The following is a 19,137-nucleotide window of genomic DNA, read 5'->3' as shown; positions in this document are numbered from 1 at the left end:
ATCCTGCTCACTCGATAGCGCCGTCGAACAACTGCTCCAGCGCCTGGAGGGGCACATCCGCCTCGGCCTGCCGCTGGGTCTGGGCAAGCCCAACCAGTTGACCAATGCACTGTACCGGCACATCCGCGAGAACCCGCGCCGGCAGCTGACGCTCTATACCGCGCTGTCCCTGGGTCGCCCGCTGGCCGGCGGCGAATTGCAGCGGCGCTTCCTCGAGCCCTTCGTCGAGCGCATCTACGGCGACTACCCCGAACTGGACTACCTGCACGACCTGCGCAACGGCTCGCTGCCGGAGAACATCCGTGTCGAGGAGTTCTACCTGCAGCCCGGCAGCCTGCTCGACAGCGCACCGGCGCAGCAGAACTACATCAGCTGCAACTACAGCCACGTCGCGCGGGACATCAACGCCAAGGGCGTCAATGCCATCGCCCAACTGGTGGCCCGTGATCCGTCGCGGCCGGGCAAGCTGAGCCTGGCCTGCAACCCGGACATCACCCTCGACCTGCTGCCGATGCTGCAGCGCCGACGCGCTGCGGGCGAGATCATCGTCACCATCGGCGTGGTCCACGACCAACTGCCCTACATGCCCGGCGACGCCGAAGTGGACGAGGACGTCTTCGACCTGCTGGTCGATGCGCCGGGTGACAGCAGCACGCTGTTCTCCACACCCAACCTGCCGGTGGGGTTGCAGGATCACTGTATCGGCCTGCACGCCAGCACCCTGGTGCGCGACGGTGGCACCCTGCAGATCGGCATCGGCGCGATGGGCGACGCGCTCACTTCGGCACTGCTCACCCGCCAACGTGACAACACCGCGTACCGCGAACTGCTGGAGCGCATCGACACCAGCACACGGTACGCCGGGCTGATCGAGCGGGATGGCGGCACCGACACCTTCGCCAAGGGCCTGTACGGCTGCAGCGAAATGTTCGTGCCCGGCCTGCTGGCGCTGGCCGAGGCCGGGGTGCTCAAACGGCGGGTGGCCGCAAGGCCTGGAGCGGCACCGACCGAGCCGGGCGTGTGGCTGCATGGCGGTTTCTTCCTCGGGCCGCAGGCGTTCTACCAGCGCCTGCGCGAGATGCCCCATGAAGAACGGGCAGGCATCGGCATGACCGGCATCGGCTTCGTCAACAACCTGTACCGCGACGAGGCGCTCAAGCGCGAGCAGCGCCGCGATGCGCGCTTCATCAACAGCGCCTTCACCGTCACCCTGCTGGGCGCCGGTGTGGCCGACCAGCTGGAAGACGGCCGGGTGCTCAGCGGCGTTGGCGGACAGTACAACTTCGTCGCCCAGGCCCATGAGCTGGAGGGCGGGCGTTCCATCCTGATGCTGCGCAGCTGGCGCGAGTCCGAGGGCGAGCTGAGCTCCAACATCGTCTGGAGCTATGGCCACACCACCATCCCGCGTCACCTGCGCGACATGGTGGTGACCGAGTACGGTATTGCCGACCTGCGCGGCAAGAGCGACGCTGAGGTGATCGCGGCGATGCTGTCCATCGCCGACTCGCGCTTCCAGGACGGGCTGATCGCCCAGGCGAAGGACGCCGGCAAGCTGCCAAAGGATTTCGAGCTGGACGCGCGCTACCGCGACAACACCCCGGAACGCCTGTGCGAAGCGACTCGCGGACTGCGTCGGCTGCTGCCGGAGTTCCCGCTGGGCTGCGACTTCACCGCGGAGGAGCGCGACCTGCTGCGGGCGCTGGGCTGGTTGAAGAGCAAGCTGCGCCTGAGCGAAATCCTCGAGCTGGGCAAGGCGACACTCGATGCGCCGGAGCCCGAGGCCTTCCCGGTGCATCTGGAGCGGATGGGGCTGGCGAAGCCGGACGGGATGCGGGAGGAGTTGTATCAGCGGCTCGTGCTGGCGGGGCTGAAGGCCAGCGCGGAGCCCGATGCATGATGGGGCGCTCCCTGTAGGAGCGCGCCATGCGCGCGATCGCGGGCATGGCCCGCTCCTACAGAGGGAGTCGTGGGATCAGTCCTCGAGGAACTCGACCTTGCCGCTCGCCAGGGACTTCACCCGGGCCAGGGATTCCACGCGGTAGCCTTCGCTTTCCAGCAGGGCGCGGCCTTCCTGGAAGGACTTCTCGATGACGATGCCCAGGCCGGCGATGCTGGCGCCTGCCTGCTGGATCAGGTCGATCAGCGCCTTGGCGGCGTGGCCGTTGGCGAGGAAGTCATCGATTACCAGCACATGGTCGGCGGCGGTCAGGTGCTTGGCGGAGATGGCGATGGTGCTTTCGGTCTGCTTGGTGAAGGAGAAGACCTTGGAGATCAGCAGGTCGTTCTTCAGCGTCAGCGACTGGAACTTGCGGGCGAAGATCACCGGGATGCCCAGCTCGAGGCCGGCCATGACCGCCGGGGCGATGCCCGAGGCTTCGATGGTGACGATCTTGGTGATGCCCTGATTCTTGAAGCGTTCGGCGAACTCGTGGCCGATCTGCTTCATCAGCGCCGGGTCGATCTGGTGGTTGAGGAAGGCGTCTACCTTGAGGACCTGTTCGGAAAGAACGATGCCTTCGCTGCGAATTTTGTCTTTGAGAGTGTTCACGGGGGGTGCTTCCGGAGCGGCTGCCGCTGATGAAGCGCGTAATTCTACAACGCCAGTGGCCTTCTGCGCGACGTTCCGACCAATGCAATTGCTGATCGATTGGACAGTTTTTCGATGGGTGGAAAGGCACACCTCGACGTAGGAGCGGATTTATCCGCGATCCGGCCGGTAGGCCGGTGGCCGCCGGGTGACAATCGCGGATGGAGTCCGCTCCTACGCTCCAGCCCGCAATAGACGTAGGGCGAATAACCCGGGACGGGTTATCCGCCGTAGGAAAAACCCGGCTCAGCGCTTGAGCATCGCCCGGATATCTGCCAGCGCGGAATTGCCCTTGGCCACCTTGACCTCCTGCGGCGCGTCTTCCTGGCCTTCCCAGACCAGGTCCTCGGGCGGCAGCTCGTCGAGGAAGCGGCTGGGCGAGCAGTCGATGATCTCGCCGTACTGCTTGCGCTTGGCGGCGAAGGTCATGGCCAGGTTCTTCTTCGCCCGGGTGATGCCCACATAGGCCAGGCGCCGCTCTTCCTCGATGGTGTCGGCTTCGATGCTGGAGCGGTGCGGGAGGATTTCCTCTTCCACGCCGAGAATGAACACGTAGGGGAATTCCAGCCCCTTGGAGGCGTGCAGGGTCATCATCTGCACGCCGTCGGCGCCTTCTTCCTCTTCCTGCTGGCGCTCCAGCATGTCGCGCAGCACCAGCTTGGCGATGGCCTGCTCGATGGTCATGTCGCCTTCTTCGTCGCGCTCCAGGGTGTTCTTCAGCGCGTCGATGAGGAACCAGACGTTGCCCATGCGGAAATCGGCGACCTTGTCGCTGGACGCGTTCTGCCGCAGCCAGTTCTCGTAGTCGATGTCCATCACCATGCTGCGCAGCGCGCCGATCGGGTCATTGCCGGCGCACTGCTCGCGGACCTTGTCGATGAAACGCTTGAAGCGTTGCAGGCGCTCGACGTAGCGGGCATCCAGGCGTTCGGACAGGCCCATCTCCTCGATGGCATTGAACATCGAGCAGCCGCGCTCGGTGGCGTAGTTGCCGAGCTTCTCCAGGGTAGTGGAGCCGATTTCCCGGCGCGGCACGTTGATCACCCGGAGGAAGGCGTTGTCATCGTCCGGGTTCACCAGCAGGCGGAAGTAGGACATCAGGTCCTTCACTTCCTGGCGTCCGAAGAAGCTGGTGCCGCCTGACAGGTGATAGGGAATCTGGTGGTGCTGAAGTTTCAGCTCGATCAGCTTCGCCTGATAGTTGCCCCGGTAGAGGATGGCGAATTCGCTGTAGGGCCGCTGCGTCTTCAGGTGGATGGTGAGGATTTCCATCGCCACCCGCTCGGCCTCGGCTTCTTCGTTGCGGCAACGGATCACCCGGATCGGGTCGCCTTCGCCCATCTCGCTCCACAGCTGCTTCTCGAACACGTGGGGGTTGTTGGCGATGAGGATGTTGGCGCATTTGAGGATGCGGCTGGTGGAGCGGTAGTTCTGCTCCAGCATCACCACCTTCAGCGAGGGGAAGTCTTCCTTGAGCTGCATCAGGTTTTCCGGGCGCGCGCCGCGCCAGGCGTAGATCGACTGGTCGTCGTCGCCCACCACGGTGAAGTGCGCGCGCTGCTGCACCAGCATCTTCACCAGCAGGTACTGGCTGGCGTTGGTGTCCTGGTATTCGTCCACCAGCATGTAGCGCACGCGGTTGCGCCACTTGTCGAGGATCTCCGGGTGCTCCTGGAACAGCTTCACCGGCTGCAGGATGAGATCATCGAAGTCCACCGCGTTGTACGCCTTGAGCGTGCGCTGGTAATGCAGGTAGACCATCGCGGCGGTCTGTTCCTTGGGGTTGCGCGCCTTTTCCAGCGCCTCTTCCGGAAGGATCAGATCGTTTTTCCAGCCGCCGATCAGGTTCTTGATCTCGTCCAGACCGTCATCGCCGGAATATTCCTTCTGCATGATGTCGGTCATCAGCGCCTTCACATCGCTCTCGTCGAAGATCGAGAAGCCGGGCTTGTAGCCCAGGGCCGCGTGTTCCTTGCGGATGATGTTCAGGCCCAGGTTGTGGAAGGTCGAGACGGTCAGGCCCTTGCCCTCGCCGGGGCGCAGCAGGGTGCTGACGCGCTCCTTCATCTCGCGGGCGGCCTTGTTGGTGAAGGTCACGGCGACGATGTACTGGGCGCGGATGCCGCACTGCTGCACGAGGTAGGCGATCTTGCGGGTGATCACGCTGGTCTTGCCGGAGCCGGCGCCGGCCAGCACCAGGAGCGGGCCGCCGACGTAGTTCACGGCCTCTTGCTGCCGGGGATTGAGTCGGGACATGAAGGGCGGGGTCTGTAGCGAAGCGGGCGCGTATTCTAGCAGGCCGTGCCGGGCGTCGGGGTGCCGCTCGGAATAGCGACGAAGTGTGACGGGATCGTGCTTCCTGGTTTTGGATAAATCCGTACATGTATTAGGCTTGTGTGAGCAATACTTGAAGAAAACTCTTAAGAGTTTCTCTGAAGTGTCGTTTGTGCCCGGGGAGCCGGATGCGACGAAGGCTTCACAACCGGAAGGACGGGCACAGGGATGGCGCCAGGTTGCTTCCATCGCATGAACACGGGGGTCGCGTGGTAGCGTCGGTTGAACCAGCGCGCCTGCTCCTGCTGGCGGAAGCGCCGCAGTGGGCCCAGTTGCTTCGCGGACATCTGGACGCGTTGGGACAGGGCTATTCCCTGATCACGGCGCCGTCCTGGCAGGCCGCCAGCAGCCTGTTCGACGAAGGCCGGGTCGGCCTGGTCCTGGCCACCCCCGACAAGCTGCCATCTTCCCATCAGTGCCACCTGCCGCGGGTCCTGCTGCTCGAACGCGAGCCCGCGCAGGAACCCATGGGGGTCACCGACTGGCTGGTCGCGGAGAGCCTCAACACCGAAGTGCTGCGCCGCTGCCTACGCTACGTGCGCGAGCGCGCCTCGTTGCAGAGCACGCTTCAGGTCCTGGCCGAACAGGACCCGCTCACCGGCATCGCCAACCGCCAGGGCTTCCAGACCCTGCTCGCCGCCCGTCTGAACGAGTGCGGCGGCCATGGTCTCGCGCTCGGACACCTGGACCTGGACAACTTCCGCCACGTCAACGACGCCCTCGGCCACCAGGGCGGCGACCGGCTGATCCTGCAGGTGGTCGACCGCCTCAAGGCGCAATTGGACAACGGCGACCTCATCGCCCGCCTGGGCAGCGATGAATTCGCCCTGCTGCTGGATACCCGCCGCGATCCGGCGCGGGTGGAGTGGGTCGCCGAACGCATCATCGAGGTCCTTGGCGAGCCCTACCGGGTGGAGGGTGAAAGCCTGCTGCTGGGTTGCAGCCTGGGCATGGCCCACGCCAACGCCGGCGATGGCGCCGACCCACTGATGTGGCACGCACACATCGCCATGCAGCAGGCCAAGGCCCGTCAGGGCTGCACCTTCCATGTGTTCGACGAGCGCATCAACCGTGGCGCGCGCAGCCTCGCGGACCTTGAGAGCGAACTGCGCCGGGCGCTGCGCCGCGACGAGCTGGAGCTGCACTACCAGCCACGCCTGGACCTGAAGGCGGGCCGCATCGTGGGGCTGGAAGCGCTGGTGCGCTGGCGTCACCCCGAACGCGGTCTGCTGACGCCGGGGGATTTCGTGCCGCTGGCGGAGGAAAGCGGGTTGATCGTACCGCTCGGCTACTGGGTGATCTCCCGCGCCCTGCGCGACATGCAGTGGCTGCGCGGACGCGGCCTGCCGCCGCTGCACATGGCGATCAACCTGTCGTTCCGCCAGTTCCAGGACGGCCAGCTGCTGCCCACCCTGGAGCGGCTGATCCGCCTGCGCGGCGTGGATGCCCGCTGGCTGGAGTTCGAACTCACCGAAACCGCCGTGATGCGTCGCAGCGACAAGGTACTGCAGACCATGCAGGTCCTCGGCCGGCTGGGCGTGCGCTTCTCGCTGGACGACTTTGGCACCGGCTTCTCCTCTTTCGTGCACCTCAGCAGCCTGCCGATCACCCTGCTGAAGATCGACAAGAGTTTCGTCGGCGACATGCACGAGAGCCCGGAAAGCCTGCAACTGGTGCGGGCCATGATCAACCTGGCGCACAACCTCAACCTCGAGGTGGTGGCCGAAGGCGTCGAGACCGCCGAGCAGCAGGAGCAGCTGAATCAGTTCGGCTGCGACCAGGTCCAGGGCTACGGGATCAGCCGACCGCTGCCGCTGGCGGAGCTGGCGCGCTTCCTGGTGTTCGGCGGTACCCGCGCGCTGCGCCTGCAGGATTCGATCAACAGCTGACCGGCACCGGGGCGGCGCTTGTTGCCTGTGGACGCAACAGCCGGGCCGTCTTCGCCTCGAACGCCAGGCACAGACCGATCGCCGCGCACGCCAGCCCCGAGGCCAGCCCCCACCACACGCCGCTGGGCCCCCAGCCGAGCGGGAAGGCCAGCAGCAACGCCATCGGCACCCCGACCAGCCAATAACCGGCCAGCCCGACCAGGAAGGTGGTGCGCGCATCCTTCAGGCCGCGGATCGCGCCCATGGCGATGCTCTGGGTGCCATCGAACAGCTCGAACCAGGCGGCGATCGCCAGCAGGCTGACGGCCAGTTGCACCACCTCCTGGTTGGCCGGGTCGTCATGGTCGAGGAACAGGCCGATGACCAGGCCCGGCGCCAGCCAGAACAGCGCGGCGAAGGCGAACATGCAGGCGGCGCCGAAGCCGATCCCCAGGCGTCCGGCGCGACGCGCGTCGACCAGCCGGCCGGCGCCGTAGTGCTGGCCGATGCGGAACGTCACCGCATAGGAAATCCCCACCGGCACCATGAAGGCCACGTACACCGACTGGATGGCGATCTGGTGCGCGGCCAGCGCGGTGCTGCCGATGGCGCCCATGCAGAGCGTGGCCACGGTGAACATCCCCGACTCCACCGCGTAGGTGCCGCCGATGGACAGGCCCAGGCGCAGGGACTCGCCGATCACCCGCCAGTCCGGCCGCGACAGCCCGCGCAGCAGCGGGTAGGCGCGGTAAGCCGGGTGCCAGCGCAGGTACAGTGCAAGGATCACCGGCAGCGCGTTCATCACCACGGCGGTGACCAGGCCGATCCCCGCCAGCCCCAGGCGCGGCAGGCCGAACAGGCCCTCGATGAAGGCGTAGTTCAGGGCGAAGTTGGCCAGCGCGCCGAGCACGCTGATCGCCATCACCGGGCCGCTGCGCTCGATGGCGCTGGTGAAGCCGCGCAGCACCATGAAGATCATGTAGCCGGGCAGCGCGAAGACGATGCTGCGCAGGAAGCTCATCGTCCCGGCGACGGTTTCCGGGGCCTGGCCGAAGGTCAGCAGGAGCGGTCCCAGGTTCCACAGCAGCAGTCCCGCCAGCAGTGACAGCGCCAGGCCGATCCACAGGCCGGCCTGGGTCGCCTGGACTACTCCAGCGCTGTCCCGTGCGCCGTGGCGGATCGCGACCAGGTTGCCGGTGGCGGCCACCACGCCGACGCAGAAGGTCGAGATCAGTGCGTAGCTGGACGCGCCCAGGCCGCCGCTGGCCAGCGCCTCGCGGCCGAGCTTGCCCATCATCACGGTGTCGGTGAACACCATGGCCACGTAGGCCAGCTGGGCGGCGATCAGTGGGCCGGCCAGGCGGAGGATGGCGGTGAGTTCGTCGCGGTACAGGCGTTTCATGAGTCAGGCTCAGTCTGCGGCGGCCCGCAGCGGGGCCTTCCGAATGGAAAGTGCCTCATTCTCTGGTGTCTGTACGGGCGGGCACAAAAGGAAAAAAACGATGCGATTCATGAGTCATACTCATGCCAGGATGAATCCGGAGTCCGCCATGAACCGCCAGTTGCCGCCCCTCTATGCCCTGCGTGCCTTCGAGGCCGCCGCCCGGCATGCGTCCTTCACCCGTGCCGCCGAGGAGCTGGCGATCACCCAGAGTGCGGTGAGCCGGCACATCAAGACATTGGAAGAGCACTTCGCCTGCCGCCTGTTCCAGCGGCGCGGCCGGCAACTGGAACTGACCGAGCCGGCGCGCCTGCTGCTGCCCGGCCTGCGCGATGGCTTCGATTCGCTGGAGCGCGCCTGTTCCAGCCTGCGGGCGGAAGAGGGCGTGCTGCGCCTGAAGGCACCCTCGACCATGACCATGCGCTGGCTGCTGTCACGGCTTAGCAACTTCCGCATGCGCAACACCGACATCGAGGTGCAGCTGACCAGCGCCTGGATGGACGTGGACCAGGTGGATTTTCTCAATGAGCCTTTCGACTGCGCCGTATTGCTCAGTACCGGGCACTTCCCGCCGGACTGGGAAGGCACCCTGCTGTTCCCCGAGTGGCTGATTCCGGTGGGTTCGCCGGCGCTGCTCGACGATGGCCCGTGGGACGCCGAGCGCCTGGCCGGCGCCGAACTGCTGCACCCCACGCTGGACCGCCGCGACTGGCGTCGCTGGCTGCAGCGCATGGGGCTGAGCGAGCAGGTTTCGCTCAAGGGCGGGCAGGTCTTCGACACCCTGGAACTGGGTATCGTCGCCGCGACGCGGGGCTACGGCGTGTCCATCGGCGACCTGGTGATGGTCGCCGAAGACGCCAACCAGGGCCGGCTGGCGCTGCCCTGGCCGAGCGCGGTGGCCAGCGGCGAGAGCTACTACCTGGTCTGGCCCCGCGCGCGCCGGCAGCAGGAACGCCTGCGCCGGCTGCGTGACTTCCTCCTGGCCGAGGTGCAGGCCATGCAATTGCCGCCGGTGGCGCTTCTCGACTAGTGCTGCCGCGAACAGACAAGTCCTGGCGTGGACACGATGTTTCACGTCGGCCTTGGTAGCCGAGTTGAAACAAGGCTTTGCTAGGGTCAGTGGTGGACTAGTCCAGGGGAGGGCCCGCAACGGGTTTTCCCCAACCCAAAAGACCACCTCGGGGGAACCCCATGAAGCCCATGCGTACTCTGCTCGCCAGCCTGCTTCTCGCCAGCACCGCCGTTGCCGCCACCGCTAACGCCGCCACGGAGCTCAAGCACTGGCCGGAGCCGGCCGCGAAACAGCTCGACGCCCTGATCGCCGCCAACGCCAACAAGGGCGCCTTCGCGGTCTTCGACATGGACAACACCAGCTACCGCTACGACCTGGAAGAGTCGCTGCTGCCCTTCCTGGAAATGAAGGGCCTGCTGACCCGCGAGAAGCTCGACCCCTCGCTCAAGCTGATCCCGTTCAAGGACGTGAACGGTCACAAGGAGAGCCTCAACAGCTACTACTACCGGCTCTGCGAAATCGACGACATGGTCTGCTACCCCTGGGTCGCCCAGGTGTTCTCCGGCTTCACCCTCAAGGAACTCAAGGGCTACGTCGACGAGCTGATGGCCTACGGCAAGCCGATCCCCAGCACCTATTACGAAGGTGATGCGGTCAAGACCATCGAGATCAACCCGCCCAAGGTCTTCACCGGCCAGACCGAGCTGTACAACAAGCTGATGGAGAACGGCATCGAGGTCTACGTGATGACCGCCGCCCATGAAGAGCTGGTGCGCATGGTCGCCTCCGATCCGAAGTACGGCTACAACGTGAAGCCGGAGAACGTCATCGGCGTCACCACCCTGCTCAAGGACCGCAAGAGCGGCGAGCTGACCACCGCACGCAAGCAGATCACCGCCGGCAAGTACGATCCCAAGGCCAACCTGGACCTGGAAGTCACGCCCTACCTGTGGACTCCGGCGACCTGGATGGCCGGCAAGCAGGCCGCGATCCTCACCTACATCGACCAGTGGAAGCGCCCGATCCTGGTCGGCGGCGACACCCCCAGCAGCGACGGCTACATGCTGTTCAACGGGACTGCCGACAACGGCATCCACCTGTGGGTCAATCGCAAGCCCAAGTACATGGACCAGCTCAACGGCATGATCAAGAAGAACGCCGAGACCCAGGCCAAGCTGGGCCAGACGGTCACCGCCGACAAGAACTGGGTGATCGTGAAGCCTGAAGATATCCAGTAACCCCGCTCTGCTTTCGCAGGAGTGGACTCCGTCCGCGATCCCCCTTTGCGCGGGGCTCGTCGCGGATGAAGTCCGCTTCTGCACAAGAGCAGCCTGCGCTCTGGTAGGGCGGATAACCTGTTCCAGGTTATGCGTCCTACGACGCTCGGTAGCGTACGTGGGACGGCGTGGAGCTGGCACCGTGCTTCACTTGCAGGTCCTGTAATCGACTGTTGCATCAGCTAAGCGTTTTCCTAGGATTTTGAACAAACTGCCAGACACTTCTGGCACGAATCACGGCCAATGTCTTTCGTCTCATCGCATAACCTGCCTCGCCGTCGAGTCGATCACTTCTTACGCGAACAGTCTTCCGGTGAGCCTTCGAAACGCTCCCCAGGCATTCGATTACCTACTCATGCTGCGCGGTGGCGGTGGTCTTTCGGCATTACCCACTCTCCCTTTACCAGGAGCCCGGGCTGACCGGCTTCGAATGGCTGTGGCGGCCCTTTGGTTATGTGCCGATGCTGCGGTTCTTCTGCCTGAGCGGCTTTCTCATCACCCAGGGCTTTGCCCGTCGCCGCTACGATGTCGGTTCGCTGACCGATCTGCACTGCTACTACGTCAATCGAATCCTGCGGGTGGTGCCGCTGTATTACCTGTCGATCCTGTTCTGCCTCTACCTCTTTTGGCCGAGTGCGCAGGCGCGCCTGGACGAGGTCGCTGCGCTGTTCTGGTTTACCGGCGCCTACAAGGTGGAAGGTGAGGTGGTCTTCAAGCATGTGTACTGGAGCCTGCCGATAGGGGTGGCGTTCTTCGCGCTGGCGCCACTGGTCTACCTGCTCTGCAGTACGTGCTACCGCTACCTCGGCCTGCTCGGTTCCTTGTGCCTGGTCATCCTGGGTTACAGCTGGCTGAGCGTGGATCTGTTCGGTGGCCTTGGGACACTGGGCCTACGCCTTGTATCTGCCGCATATGCCTGTACTTGCGCTGGTTGGCTTCACCGGCTGGTTTGCCTCACGGGATGAGTTGCTTGGCCCCGCTGTCCTGCTGGCTGCGCTGCTGCTGTCCGCCGCATCCTCGAGCTGTCCAGTCCGTAATCCTGGTTGGCTGAGGGAGCTAAGCGTGGCCATCTGACTCGTTCTGTCGGCTATCGCGAAAACACAAGCGCCCGGCGGTTCATGCCGGGCGCTTGTGCATTTTCCATGTAATGACCATGTCGCGGTGGCGACGCATCACTATGCTTTAGACCAAGGCTGTCTCGTGCTGCAAGGGCAGGATGGAGTGAATCTCCGCTGCGTTGCTGAACAGAGGCAGATGCACATTACCCTCGGTGCCACTCACATTCAGTGCGTGGTTGCCTGAGAACTCGATGGCTTCCTGACCCACTTGCAGCAGATCCGAGACTTTGAGTGTGGCAAGTTTCTGTGCGTTCTGAACGAGCATGCCGATATCAGTCTGTGCTGCTGCACCCGTATTGTCAGCGGCAAACAGAGATGCGCCAGCAAAGTTGAATTTGCTCAGCGGGTCCTGGCTCTGCGCCTCCAGGCCCGTCTTGCCGACAAAGGAGAGACTGTCTGCGCTGAACATGTTGTTGAACAGTACGGCAGTTGTCTTGGTACCGTTCAGGATGGCCAGACCCAGATCGGTCTTGCCAGCAGCGCCATCCTTGTTCGCCTCGAAGACCGAGCTGTTGGCGAAGTCGAAGGCCTTGCTCAGGCCGTCCTGAACCTTGACGCCCAGGTCTGCTTGACCCGCAGCACCGTCCTTGCCAATCGCGGCGATGCCGTCGAAAAGGGCGGTAGCGGTCTTGGTGCCGTTCTGGATGGCCAGACCCAGGTCGGTCTTGCCAGTAGCGCCATCCTTGTTGGCGCCGAAGATCGAGTTGGCAGCGAAATCGAGAGATTTGTTCAGGCCGTCCTGTGCCTTGACACCCAGATTCACCTGACCGGCAAGGCCACTCTTACTGGCGTCAAAAACGCTGCTGAATACCGAAGTGGATGTCTTGGCGTCTGTTTGCGTGGCAACACTCAGATCAGTTTTGCCAAGGATACCGGTCGAAGTCTTGTTCAGTAGTGAGTTCACCGCGAGATCAAGGGTTTTTCCGGTCGTGTCTTGTGTCTTTACGACCATGCCCAGTTGTGCCGAGCCAACGGATTTATCTACGGCACTTCCGATAGAAACCTCCGTTGCCTTGGTCGCAACGTTCAGGTTGAGATTTATCGTGGTTGAACTGGTGCTTTGTACGCTGTTTCCAAAACCTAGCTTGCTGAGCAGACCCATTTTGAATCTCCATTCAGATGTATGCGAAGGTGCCGTTTGCGAGCATTCGCAGGTACGGCAAGTCATCAGTGAATTGATGCTGCGTAAATCATACTGAGTGGCCTGATGGAGAATGAGTGGGCTAATAATGGCTAGGAATTTTCCTTGGAAGGTTCCGACTTTTCTGGGTTTTTTGAGCCCGCTCTTCAAGAGGCTCCGTATTCGTCGGTGGATTGTCTATGAGTGTATGAATATGTAATTTCAAGATTAATGTTTTGAATGTTTAAATTCTGTGTTTGGTGTATTTGGTCTTGAATTTCTTTTTGATTGTTGGTGAATTTTTATCCAGATTTAATTGGGGGGTAAGTATTTCATTTGTTCTTTTTGAGTGGGTGGTGTCCGCGAAATAGAAGTTGAAACTAACTACTATTGCGCACATCGAGTTAACTCGGGCCTGATTCATTCGGGAGCACAGCACGCGTTGGGATCGACTAGGCAGGCAAAGTTGAAGGGCAGGACAAGGTCAGGTGCGCCCGCCGAAATGCGGGGGGAAATCAGTCCTTGAGCCGCCCCAGCCCGTACTCCAGGCTGGCGGCGGAAAGTTCGCCCATCTGGCTGTGCTTCAGGCGGCCCTGGGCGTCGTAGAACAGTGTGGTGGGCATGCCGTAGGCGCCGGTGGCCTGGCCCAGGTGGTTTCCGCTGTCGAGCAGCACCGCCGCCTCGCTCAGGCCCTGGTCGCGGAGGAAGCGCTGCACTGCCTCGGCGGACTCGCCCTGGTTGACCAGCAGGAAGCGCACGTCGCTGCGTTGCCGCTGCGCGGCCTCCAGCACGGGCATCTCGCGCCGGCAGGGTGGGCACCAGCTGGCCCAGAGATTGACCACCAGCGGCCGGCCATCCAGGGTGCGCAGGTCCACCGGCTGGCCGCGCAGGTCCTGCACCGTCAGTGCGGGAATCTGCTGGCTGCGGTCCAGCGCCGAAACCACGGCATTGCCGCCGCCCCAGACGCAGGCACCGACCACCGCAGCCACCGCCAATGGCCGGCGCAGCGCGACCTTGCGCCAGGCCAGCAGCCCACCGATCAGCGCCGCCGCCAGGATGCCCGGCAGGGCGAGGAAGCCTCCGTCGCGGATATCCACGATGCCCAGCGGCGTGGCGGCGTACTGCTCGGCGTAGCGGGCGACGAAGGCCAGCCGCGCCACCAGCAGGCCGCCAAGGAGCATGCTGAACAACGCCCCCTCGGGGTTGGCGCCACGCTTGTGTCCGACCAGCCAGCCGGCGAAGAGCGCGACGAAGAAGCCGAGGTAGAGCAGCACGTGGGGCAGGGGAATGGCCAGGGAGCCGAGGGTGAGACTGGTCAACGCGAGCGCCTTGAATCGAAGTGCCTTGCAGAAGGAAGGGAAGGTACAGCAGCCTGGCGCCGCGCGGCAGCGCCAGGCTGTGGATAAATGTTTCCCCTCAGGCCGGCAGCAGTTCCTCGTCCTGCGCGCGGCGCTCGGCGGTCAGCCGGGTGGCGCAGGCGCCGACCTTGCGCACGGCGTCCTCGATGCGCGCCAGGTCGCGGCTGGAGTAGTTCATGCGGATGCAATTGCGGTACTTGCCGGAGGCGGAAAAGATGTTGCCCGCCGCCACCTGCACGTTGTCGCGGCGCAGCTCCTGGTTGAGCCGCACGCTGTCGAACTGCTCGTCCATCTCCACCCAGAGCATGAAACCGCCGCGCGGCCGACTGGCCAGCGTGCCTTCGGGGAAATAGCGGCCGACCCATTCGGTCATCAGGTCGCGGTGGCGCTGGTACTGGGCGCGCATCCGGCGGATGTGCGGCTCGTAGTGGCCGCCGCCGACGAACTCGGCCAGGGCCATCTGCGGCTGCGGCGCGCAGGTGCCGCTGGCGATGTACTTGAAGTGCAGGATGCGGTCCAGGTAGCGCCCCGGCACCACCCAGCCGGTACGCAGGCCCGGCGCCACGGTCTTGGAGAAGGAGCTGGCGAGCAGCACGCGGTCGTCGGCGTCGAAGGACTTGATGCTGCGTGGGCGGGGGAAGGCATAGGCCAGCTCGCCGTAGACGTCGTCTTCCAGGATCGGCACGTCGTAGCGCGCTGCCAGGGACAGCAGGGCGCGCTTGCGCGCGTCGGGCATGATGTAGCCCAGCGGGTTGTTGCAGTTGGGGGTGAGCAGGATCAGCTTCACCGGCCACTGTTCCATGGCCAGCTCCAGCGCCTCCAGGCTGACGCCGTTGACCGGGTCGGTGGGGATTTCCAGCGCCTTCAGGCCGTACGCCTTGAGCGCCTGCATGGCGCCGTGGAAGCTCGGCGAGTCGATGGCGACGATGTCCCCTGGCTGGCAGATGGCGCGCAGGGTGATCGCCAGCGCCTCCTGGCAACCGGTGGTGACGACGATCTCGCTGGGCGGCACCTGGCAGCCGGAATCGAGCATCAGCCGGGCGATCTGCTCGCGCAGATCCAATGAACCCTGGATGCCTTCGTAGCCGAGGCTGTGCATGTCGGTGCGCCGGGCGGCATGGACCATGGCGCGCTGCAGCGGTTTGAGCGAGGGGCTGGAGATATCCGGCGTACCGCGCCCGAGCTGGATGAAGTCGCTGCCGGGCGCGCGCCGTACCTGTTCCAGCACCTGGTCCCATTGCGAGACGTCCACCGGTCGTTGCGCCGGCCGGGTCATGGCCGGCAACGGCGGCAGGTGGCGGCGTTCGGGCACGAAGTAACCGGACTTTGGCCGCGGCTCCACCAATCCCGAATCTTCCAGCACGCGATAGGCCTGCTGCACCGTGCTGATGCTGACGCCATGCTCCTCGCTCAACGCACGCACCGAGGGCAGGCGGTCGCCGGGGCGATACAACCCCTGCTCGATGCGTTCGCCAAGCGTGGCGGCGAGCTGCGCATAGCGCTTCATGACAGATCTCCAGAATCGGGCGTGGCTGGATGAGTGCAGTACAGATCGAACAAAAATACGCCATTCAGAGGTTTTTCGCGTCCTTCTGTATGGAGAAAATTCACAGGTGTTGAATCTGTAATGATTTTTGCCGATTCGTCAGGCTAGTCCCACATCCGGTGAACCCGAACGTGGAGGACGACGACATGACCGGCATGAGCGATGTGCGCCTGACCCTTTACCAACAGGAACTGCTGGGCCTTCCCGAGGCTCGCGTGATTCCGTGCGGCCCGCAGGAAAGCCGCTGGCAGCAGTTCTGGCGTCGCGTGCGCACCCGCAAGCAATTGCTGGAGCTCAGTGACGAGCAGCTTCGCGATATCGGCATCAGCCGCGAGCAGGCGAAGCTCGAAGCGATGCGACCGTTCTGGCGCTGCTGATCACCAACTGAGCATTCAGGGAGTACTTATGAGCGATACGCGCGCTGTCGCGTTTGAACGGATCGCCCGCGAACTCGGCTACGACTTCGGGGGCGAGATCAGGATCGGCGGAAATTATGTGCCGTTCCTGATCGAGGGAAACCAGGTGCATGTCAGCGGGCAGATTCCTCGCGTGGGTAACGAGGTCGTCGTCACCGGCCGGGCGGGCGGCGATGCGTCATTGGCCGACGCTCAGCTCGCCGCCAAGGTCTGCGTGATGCGGGCGCTGGCGTTGCTGCGGCAGGCGCTGGGCGATCTCGAACGCGTCCGCAAGGTGCTGCAACTCAATGTGTTCGTGCAGTCAGCCGAGAACTTCACGCAACAGAGCGAGGTGGCCGATGCGGCATCTGCTGTGCTGTACGAAGTGCTGGGCGATGCCGGCGTGCACACGCGCACCTCCGTTGGTGTCTATCAGCTGCCGAAGAATGCGACGGTCGAGCTGAATCTCGTTGCCGTTGCCGTTGCCGTTGCCGAGGGCTAGTGCCCCGCGCGGTACTGCAAGGCTTCAGCCAGGTGCGCCCGGCCGATGGCCTGTGCCTGCTGCAGGTCGGCCAGGGTGCGCGCCACCTTGAGAATCCGGTGCAGGGCGCGCAGTGACAGGTTCAGGCGCTCGCCGGCCTTCTCCAGCCAGGCCTGGTCTTCCGGGCTCAGCGCACAGTATTGGTGCATCTTCTTCAGGTCGAGGAAGGCATTCGCGCAGCCCTGCCGGTCCAGCTGGCGCTGGCGCGCGGCGGCGACCTGCACCGCCAGCTCGGCGCTGCTGGTGCTGGGGCCATTGGGCGCAAGGCTGGTGCTCTCGCGGCTGACGGTCAGGTGCAGATCGATGCGGTCCAGCAGCGGCCCGGAGAGCTTGGCGCGGTAGCGCTGGATCTGCTCCGGCGTGCAGCGGCAGCGGCCGCTGGGGTCGCCGAGATAGCCGCACGGGCAGGGGTTCATCGCCGCCACCAGCTGGAAGCGCGCCGGGAAGCGGACCCGGCCGTTGGCGCGGGCAATGACGATCTCGCCGCCTTCGAGTGGCTCGCGCAGGACCTCCAGCACTTTTCGATCGAATTCCGGCAGCTCATCGAGGAACAGTACGCCTTCGTGGGCCAGGGTGATCTCGCCCGGCTGCGGGCGACTGCCACCACCGACCAATGCTGGCGCCGACGCCGTATGGTGCGGCTGGCGGAAGGGACGCTGTGGCCAGTGGGTCAGCGGGCCGCGTCCGGCGACGGAGTGGATGGCTGCCACCTGCAAGGCTTCGTCCTCGTCCAGCGGCGGCATCAGGCCCGGCAGACGGCTGGCCAGCAGCGTCTTGCCGGTGCCGGGCGGGCCGCTGAGCAGCAGGTTGTGCGCCCCCGCGGCGGCCACCAGCAGGGCACGCTTGGCGGCGGCCTGGCCCTGCACTTCGGCGAGATCGGGGTAGGGCGGCGTGCTGCGCAGCAGGCCGTTCGCCTCGTAGGGGCGCAGACGCTCCTGGCCGCTGAAGTGCGCGGCCAGCTCCAGCAGATGGCCGACCGCATAGACCGTCAGCCCGCTGGCGAGGCTGGCTTCCTCGGCATTCTCCCTCGGTACCACCAGCGCCCGTCCGGCGGCGCGGGCGGCCAGGGCTGCGGGCAAGACGCCGGGGACCGGGCGCAGGGTGCCGGAGAGCGCCAGTTCGCCCAGGCATTCCAGATCATCCAGGCCGCTCGCATCGGCAAGCTGCCCGCTGGCGGCGAGGATGCCCAGGGCGATGGCGAGGTCGAAGCGCCCGCCGTCCTTCGGCAGGTCGGCCGGGGCGAGGTTGAGCGTGATGCGACGGGCGGGGAAGTCGAAGCCGGCATTGAGCAGGGCGCTGCGTACGCGATCCTTGCTCTCCTTTACGGCGCCTTCGGGCAGGCCGACCAGGGTCAGCGACGGCAGGCCGTTGGCCAGGTGCGCCTCGACGGTGACGCCGGGCGCTTCGACGCCAACCTGGGCGCGGCTGTGGACGATGGCGAGGGACATGGATCACTCCTTGATCGCATGCCGCCCCGCCGGAGGGGATTTATTCGGCTGGTTCGGCCGGGGTGTCGGCGGGCGGCGAGAGCTTGGCTTCCATTTCCGCGACCTTGGCTTCCAGGGCCTCGAGGCGGGCGCGGGTGCGGGCGAGCACCACCATCTGGCTGTCGAACTCGTCACGGCTGACCAGGTCGAGCTTGCTGAAGGCGCTCTGCATCAGAACCTTGAACTGGGCTTCCAGCTCGGCCTTCGGCAGGGGCGATTCGCCACCGAACAGGCGTCCGGCTTGTTGGCTGATAGCATCGAGGAGGGCTTTGGGCGGCAGCATGGTTCATGGGTTCCGGATTGAATCAGAGCGCAGTCTATCACGCAGCCGACACCGGCAGCGGCGCGGGGGATTGCACGCTTTTTGAGCAGTATGCCCGCTGCACGTGCGCGCTTTCGGTGCGGCCGGAGCGGGCTGGCGACTGGCCAGAACTCCCGTGATTCCAGCAAGTGGCTGAAACCACGGGCTTTTCACCGAGCTGGCAAGGTTCATGCTTTGGGGCATGCATGGCGTGCACCGATGCAGTACCGGTGCGGCAGTCGAGGCGGTGGATCGCTTCGTTGAGGCAGTCGGAGTGCTGAGGTAGGGCGGCCGGCGCATTACAAAAGCCAGACACTGCGCTTAGACTTGTCCCCGGGTTCGTTCTTCCTGGGGCGGGTCCACCAAAACACGGGAGAGAGTTACATGAAGCTAGTCACAGCCATCATCAAGCCGTTCAAGCTGGACGACGTTCGTGAGTCGCTGTCCGAGATCGGCGTGCAGGGCATAACTGTGACCGAAGTCAAGGGCTTCGGCCGGCAGAAGGGCCACACCGAGCTGTACCGTGGCGCGGAATACGTCGTCGACTTCCTGCCTAAGGTGAAGATCGACGTAGCCATCGCCGATGACCAACTGGATCGTGTTATCGAAGCCATCACCAAGGCCGCCAACACCGGGAAGATCGGTGACGGCAAGATCTTTGTCGTAAACCTGGAACAGGCCATTCGTATCCGTACCGGCGAAACCGGCACCGACGCGATCTAAGCCAAGCCCACACCGAACCCACACGCCCC

General features: G+C 64.6%; 16 protein-coding genes. 8 read left to right on the top strand and 8 right to left on the bottom strand.

Going from position 1 to position 19,137, the window contains the following annotated elements; genetic code table 11:
• Positions 1–55 precede the first annotated feature (55 nt).
• Positions 56–1,897, top strand: coding sequence for an acetyl-CoA hydrolase/transferase C-terminal domain-containing protein (locus tag J5M67_RS18255; protein ID WP_368735941.1), 1,842 nt, complete (start codon positions 56–58; stop codon positions 1,895–1,897).
• 75 nt (positions 1,898–1,972) lie between these two features.
• On the opposite strand, the gene J5M67_RS18250 is transcribed toward J5M67_RS18255, so the two are convergent.
• Both J5M67_RS18250 and rep read right to left on the bottom strand, forming a co-directional pair.
• Positions 1,973–2,548 carry a xanthine phosphoribosyltransferase gene (locus J5M67_RS18250; RefSeq protein WP_207886748.1) on the bottom strand — a complete coding sequence of 192 codons (576 nt, stop codon included), beginning with the start codon at positions 2,546–2,548 and terminating at the stop codon, positions 1,973–1,975.
• 285 nt (positions 2,549–2,833) lie between these two features.
• A complete protein-coding gene (rep, locus tag J5M67_RS18245; protein ID WP_207886747.1) occupies positions 2,834–4,843 on the bottom strand; it encodes a DNA helicase Rep in 2,010 nt (669 codons plus the stop codon).
• A 287-nt stretch (positions 4,844–5,130) separates the two neighbouring features.
• Between rep and J5M67_RS18240 the strand changes: the two genes are divergently transcribed.
• Positions 5,131–6,810 (top strand): EAL domain-containing protein, encoded by a 1,680-nt coding sequence (locus J5M67_RS18240; protein ID WP_207886746.1) that lies wholly within the window; start codon positions 5,131–5,133, stop codon positions 6,808–6,810.
• Here the strand turns inward: J5M67_RS18240 and J5M67_RS18235 are convergent.
• Positions 6,800–8,191, bottom strand: coding sequence for a NorM family multidrug efflux MATE transporter (locus tag J5M67_RS18235; RefSeq protein ID WP_207886745.1), 1,392 nt, complete (start codon positions 8,189–8,191; stop codon positions 6,800–6,802). The two genes, J5M67_RS18240 and J5M67_RS18235, sit on opposite strands and share 11 nt — an antisense overlap.
• A 148-nt stretch (positions 8,192–8,339) precedes the next feature.
• Here J5M67_RS18235 and J5M67_RS18230 point away from each other — a divergent pair, with 148 nt between their 5' ends.
• The 3 genes from J5M67_RS18230 (at position 8,340) to J5M67_RS18220 (ending at position 11,484) form a co-directional block, all read left to right on the top strand.
• Positions 8,340–9,260 (top strand): LysR substrate-binding domain-containing protein, encoded by a 921-nt coding sequence (locus J5M67_RS18230; protein WP_207886797.1) that lies wholly within the window; start codon positions 8,340–8,342, stop codon positions 9,258–9,260.
• 161 nt (positions 9,261–9,421) lie between these two features.
• The gene (locus J5M67_RS18225) at positions 9,422–10,480 is read left to right on the top strand and encodes a haloacid dehalogenase-like hydrolase (protein WP_207886744.1); all 1,059 of its coding nucleotides are present in this window, start codon (positions 9,422–9,424) and stop codon (positions 10,478–10,480) included.
• A 404-nt stretch (positions 10,481–10,884) separates the two neighbouring features.
• On the top strand, positions 10,885–11,484 hold the full coding sequence (locus tag J5M67_RS18220) for a hypothetical protein (protein ID WP_207886743.1): 600 nt from the start codon (positions 10,885–10,887) through the stop codon (positions 11,482–11,484).
• A 217-nt stretch (positions 11,485–11,701) separates the two neighbouring features.
• Here J5M67_RS18220 and J5M67_RS18215 read toward each other — a convergent pair whose 3' ends face one another.
• From J5M67_RS18215 to J5M67_RS18205, 3 genes are all read right to left on the bottom strand, one after another.
• Entirely contained in the window at positions 11,702–12,739 is a 1,038-nt protein-coding gene (locus J5M67_RS18215) for a hypothetical protein (protein ID WP_207886742.1), read from the bottom strand.
• Between the two features lie 533 nt (positions 12,740–13,272).
• Positions 13,273–14,076: a TlpA disulfide reductase family protein gene (locus tag J5M67_RS18210; protein WP_207886741.1), complete on the bottom strand. Its 804-nt coding sequence runs from the start codon at positions 14,074–14,076 to the stop codon at positions 13,273–13,275.
• A 97-nt stretch (positions 14,077–14,173) separates the two neighbouring features.
• On the bottom strand, positions 14,174–15,622 hold the full coding sequence (locus J5M67_RS18205; protein ID WP_207886740.1) for a PLP-dependent aminotransferase family protein: 1,449 nt from the start codon (positions 15,620–15,622) through the stop codon (positions 14,174–14,176).
• Positions 15,623–15,807: 185 nt separating this feature from the next.
• On the opposite strand from J5M67_RS18205, the gene J5M67_RS18200 reads away from it, so the two are divergent.
• Together J5M67_RS18200 and J5M67_RS18195 are read left to right on the top strand one after the other, a co-directional pair.
• Complete coding sequence (locus J5M67_RS18200) at positions 15,808–16,038, top strand: DUF1127 domain-containing protein (RefSeq protein ID WP_207886739.1); 231 nt, start codon at positions 15,808–15,810, stop codon at positions 16,036–16,038.
• 28 nt (positions 16,039–16,066) lie between these two features.
• Positions 16,067–16,558: a RidA family protein gene (locus tag J5M67_RS18195; protein ID WP_207886738.1), complete on the top strand. Its 492-nt coding sequence runs from the start codon at positions 16,067–16,069 to the stop codon at positions 16,556–16,558.
• Here J5M67_RS18195 and J5M67_RS18190 read toward each other — a convergent pair.
• Positions 16,555–18,045, bottom strand: coding sequence for a YifB family Mg chelatase-like AAA ATPase (locus J5M67_RS18190; RefSeq protein ID WP_207886737.1), 1,491 nt, complete (start codon positions 18,043–18,045; stop codon positions 16,555–16,557). The two genes, J5M67_RS18195 and J5M67_RS18190, sit on opposite strands and share 4 nt — an antisense overlap.
• 40 nt (positions 18,046–18,085) lie before the next feature.
• Positions 18,086–18,367, bottom strand: a complete 282-nt coding sequence (locus J5M67_RS18185) for an accessory factor UbiK family protein (RefSeq protein WP_207886736.1) — start codon at positions 18,365–18,367, stop codon at positions 18,086–18,088.
• A gap of 402 nt (positions 18,368–18,769) precedes the next feature.
• Between J5M67_RS18185 and glnK the strand changes: the two genes are divergently transcribed.
• On the top strand, positions 18,770–19,108 hold the full coding sequence (glnK, locus tag J5M67_RS18180) for a P-II family nitrogen regulator (protein WP_003457590.1): 339 nt from the start codon (positions 18,770–18,772) through the stop codon (positions 19,106–19,108).
• Positions 19,109–19,137: the final 29 nt, after the last annotated feature.

Origin of the sequence: Pseudomonas sp. 30_B (genome assembly GCF_017491605.1) — a bacterium.
Classification (GTDB): Bacteria; Pseudomonadota; Gammaproteobacteria; order Pseudomonadales; family Pseudomonadaceae; genus Pseudomonas.
This window is presented reverse-complemented; position numbering and strand designations above follow the sequence as displayed.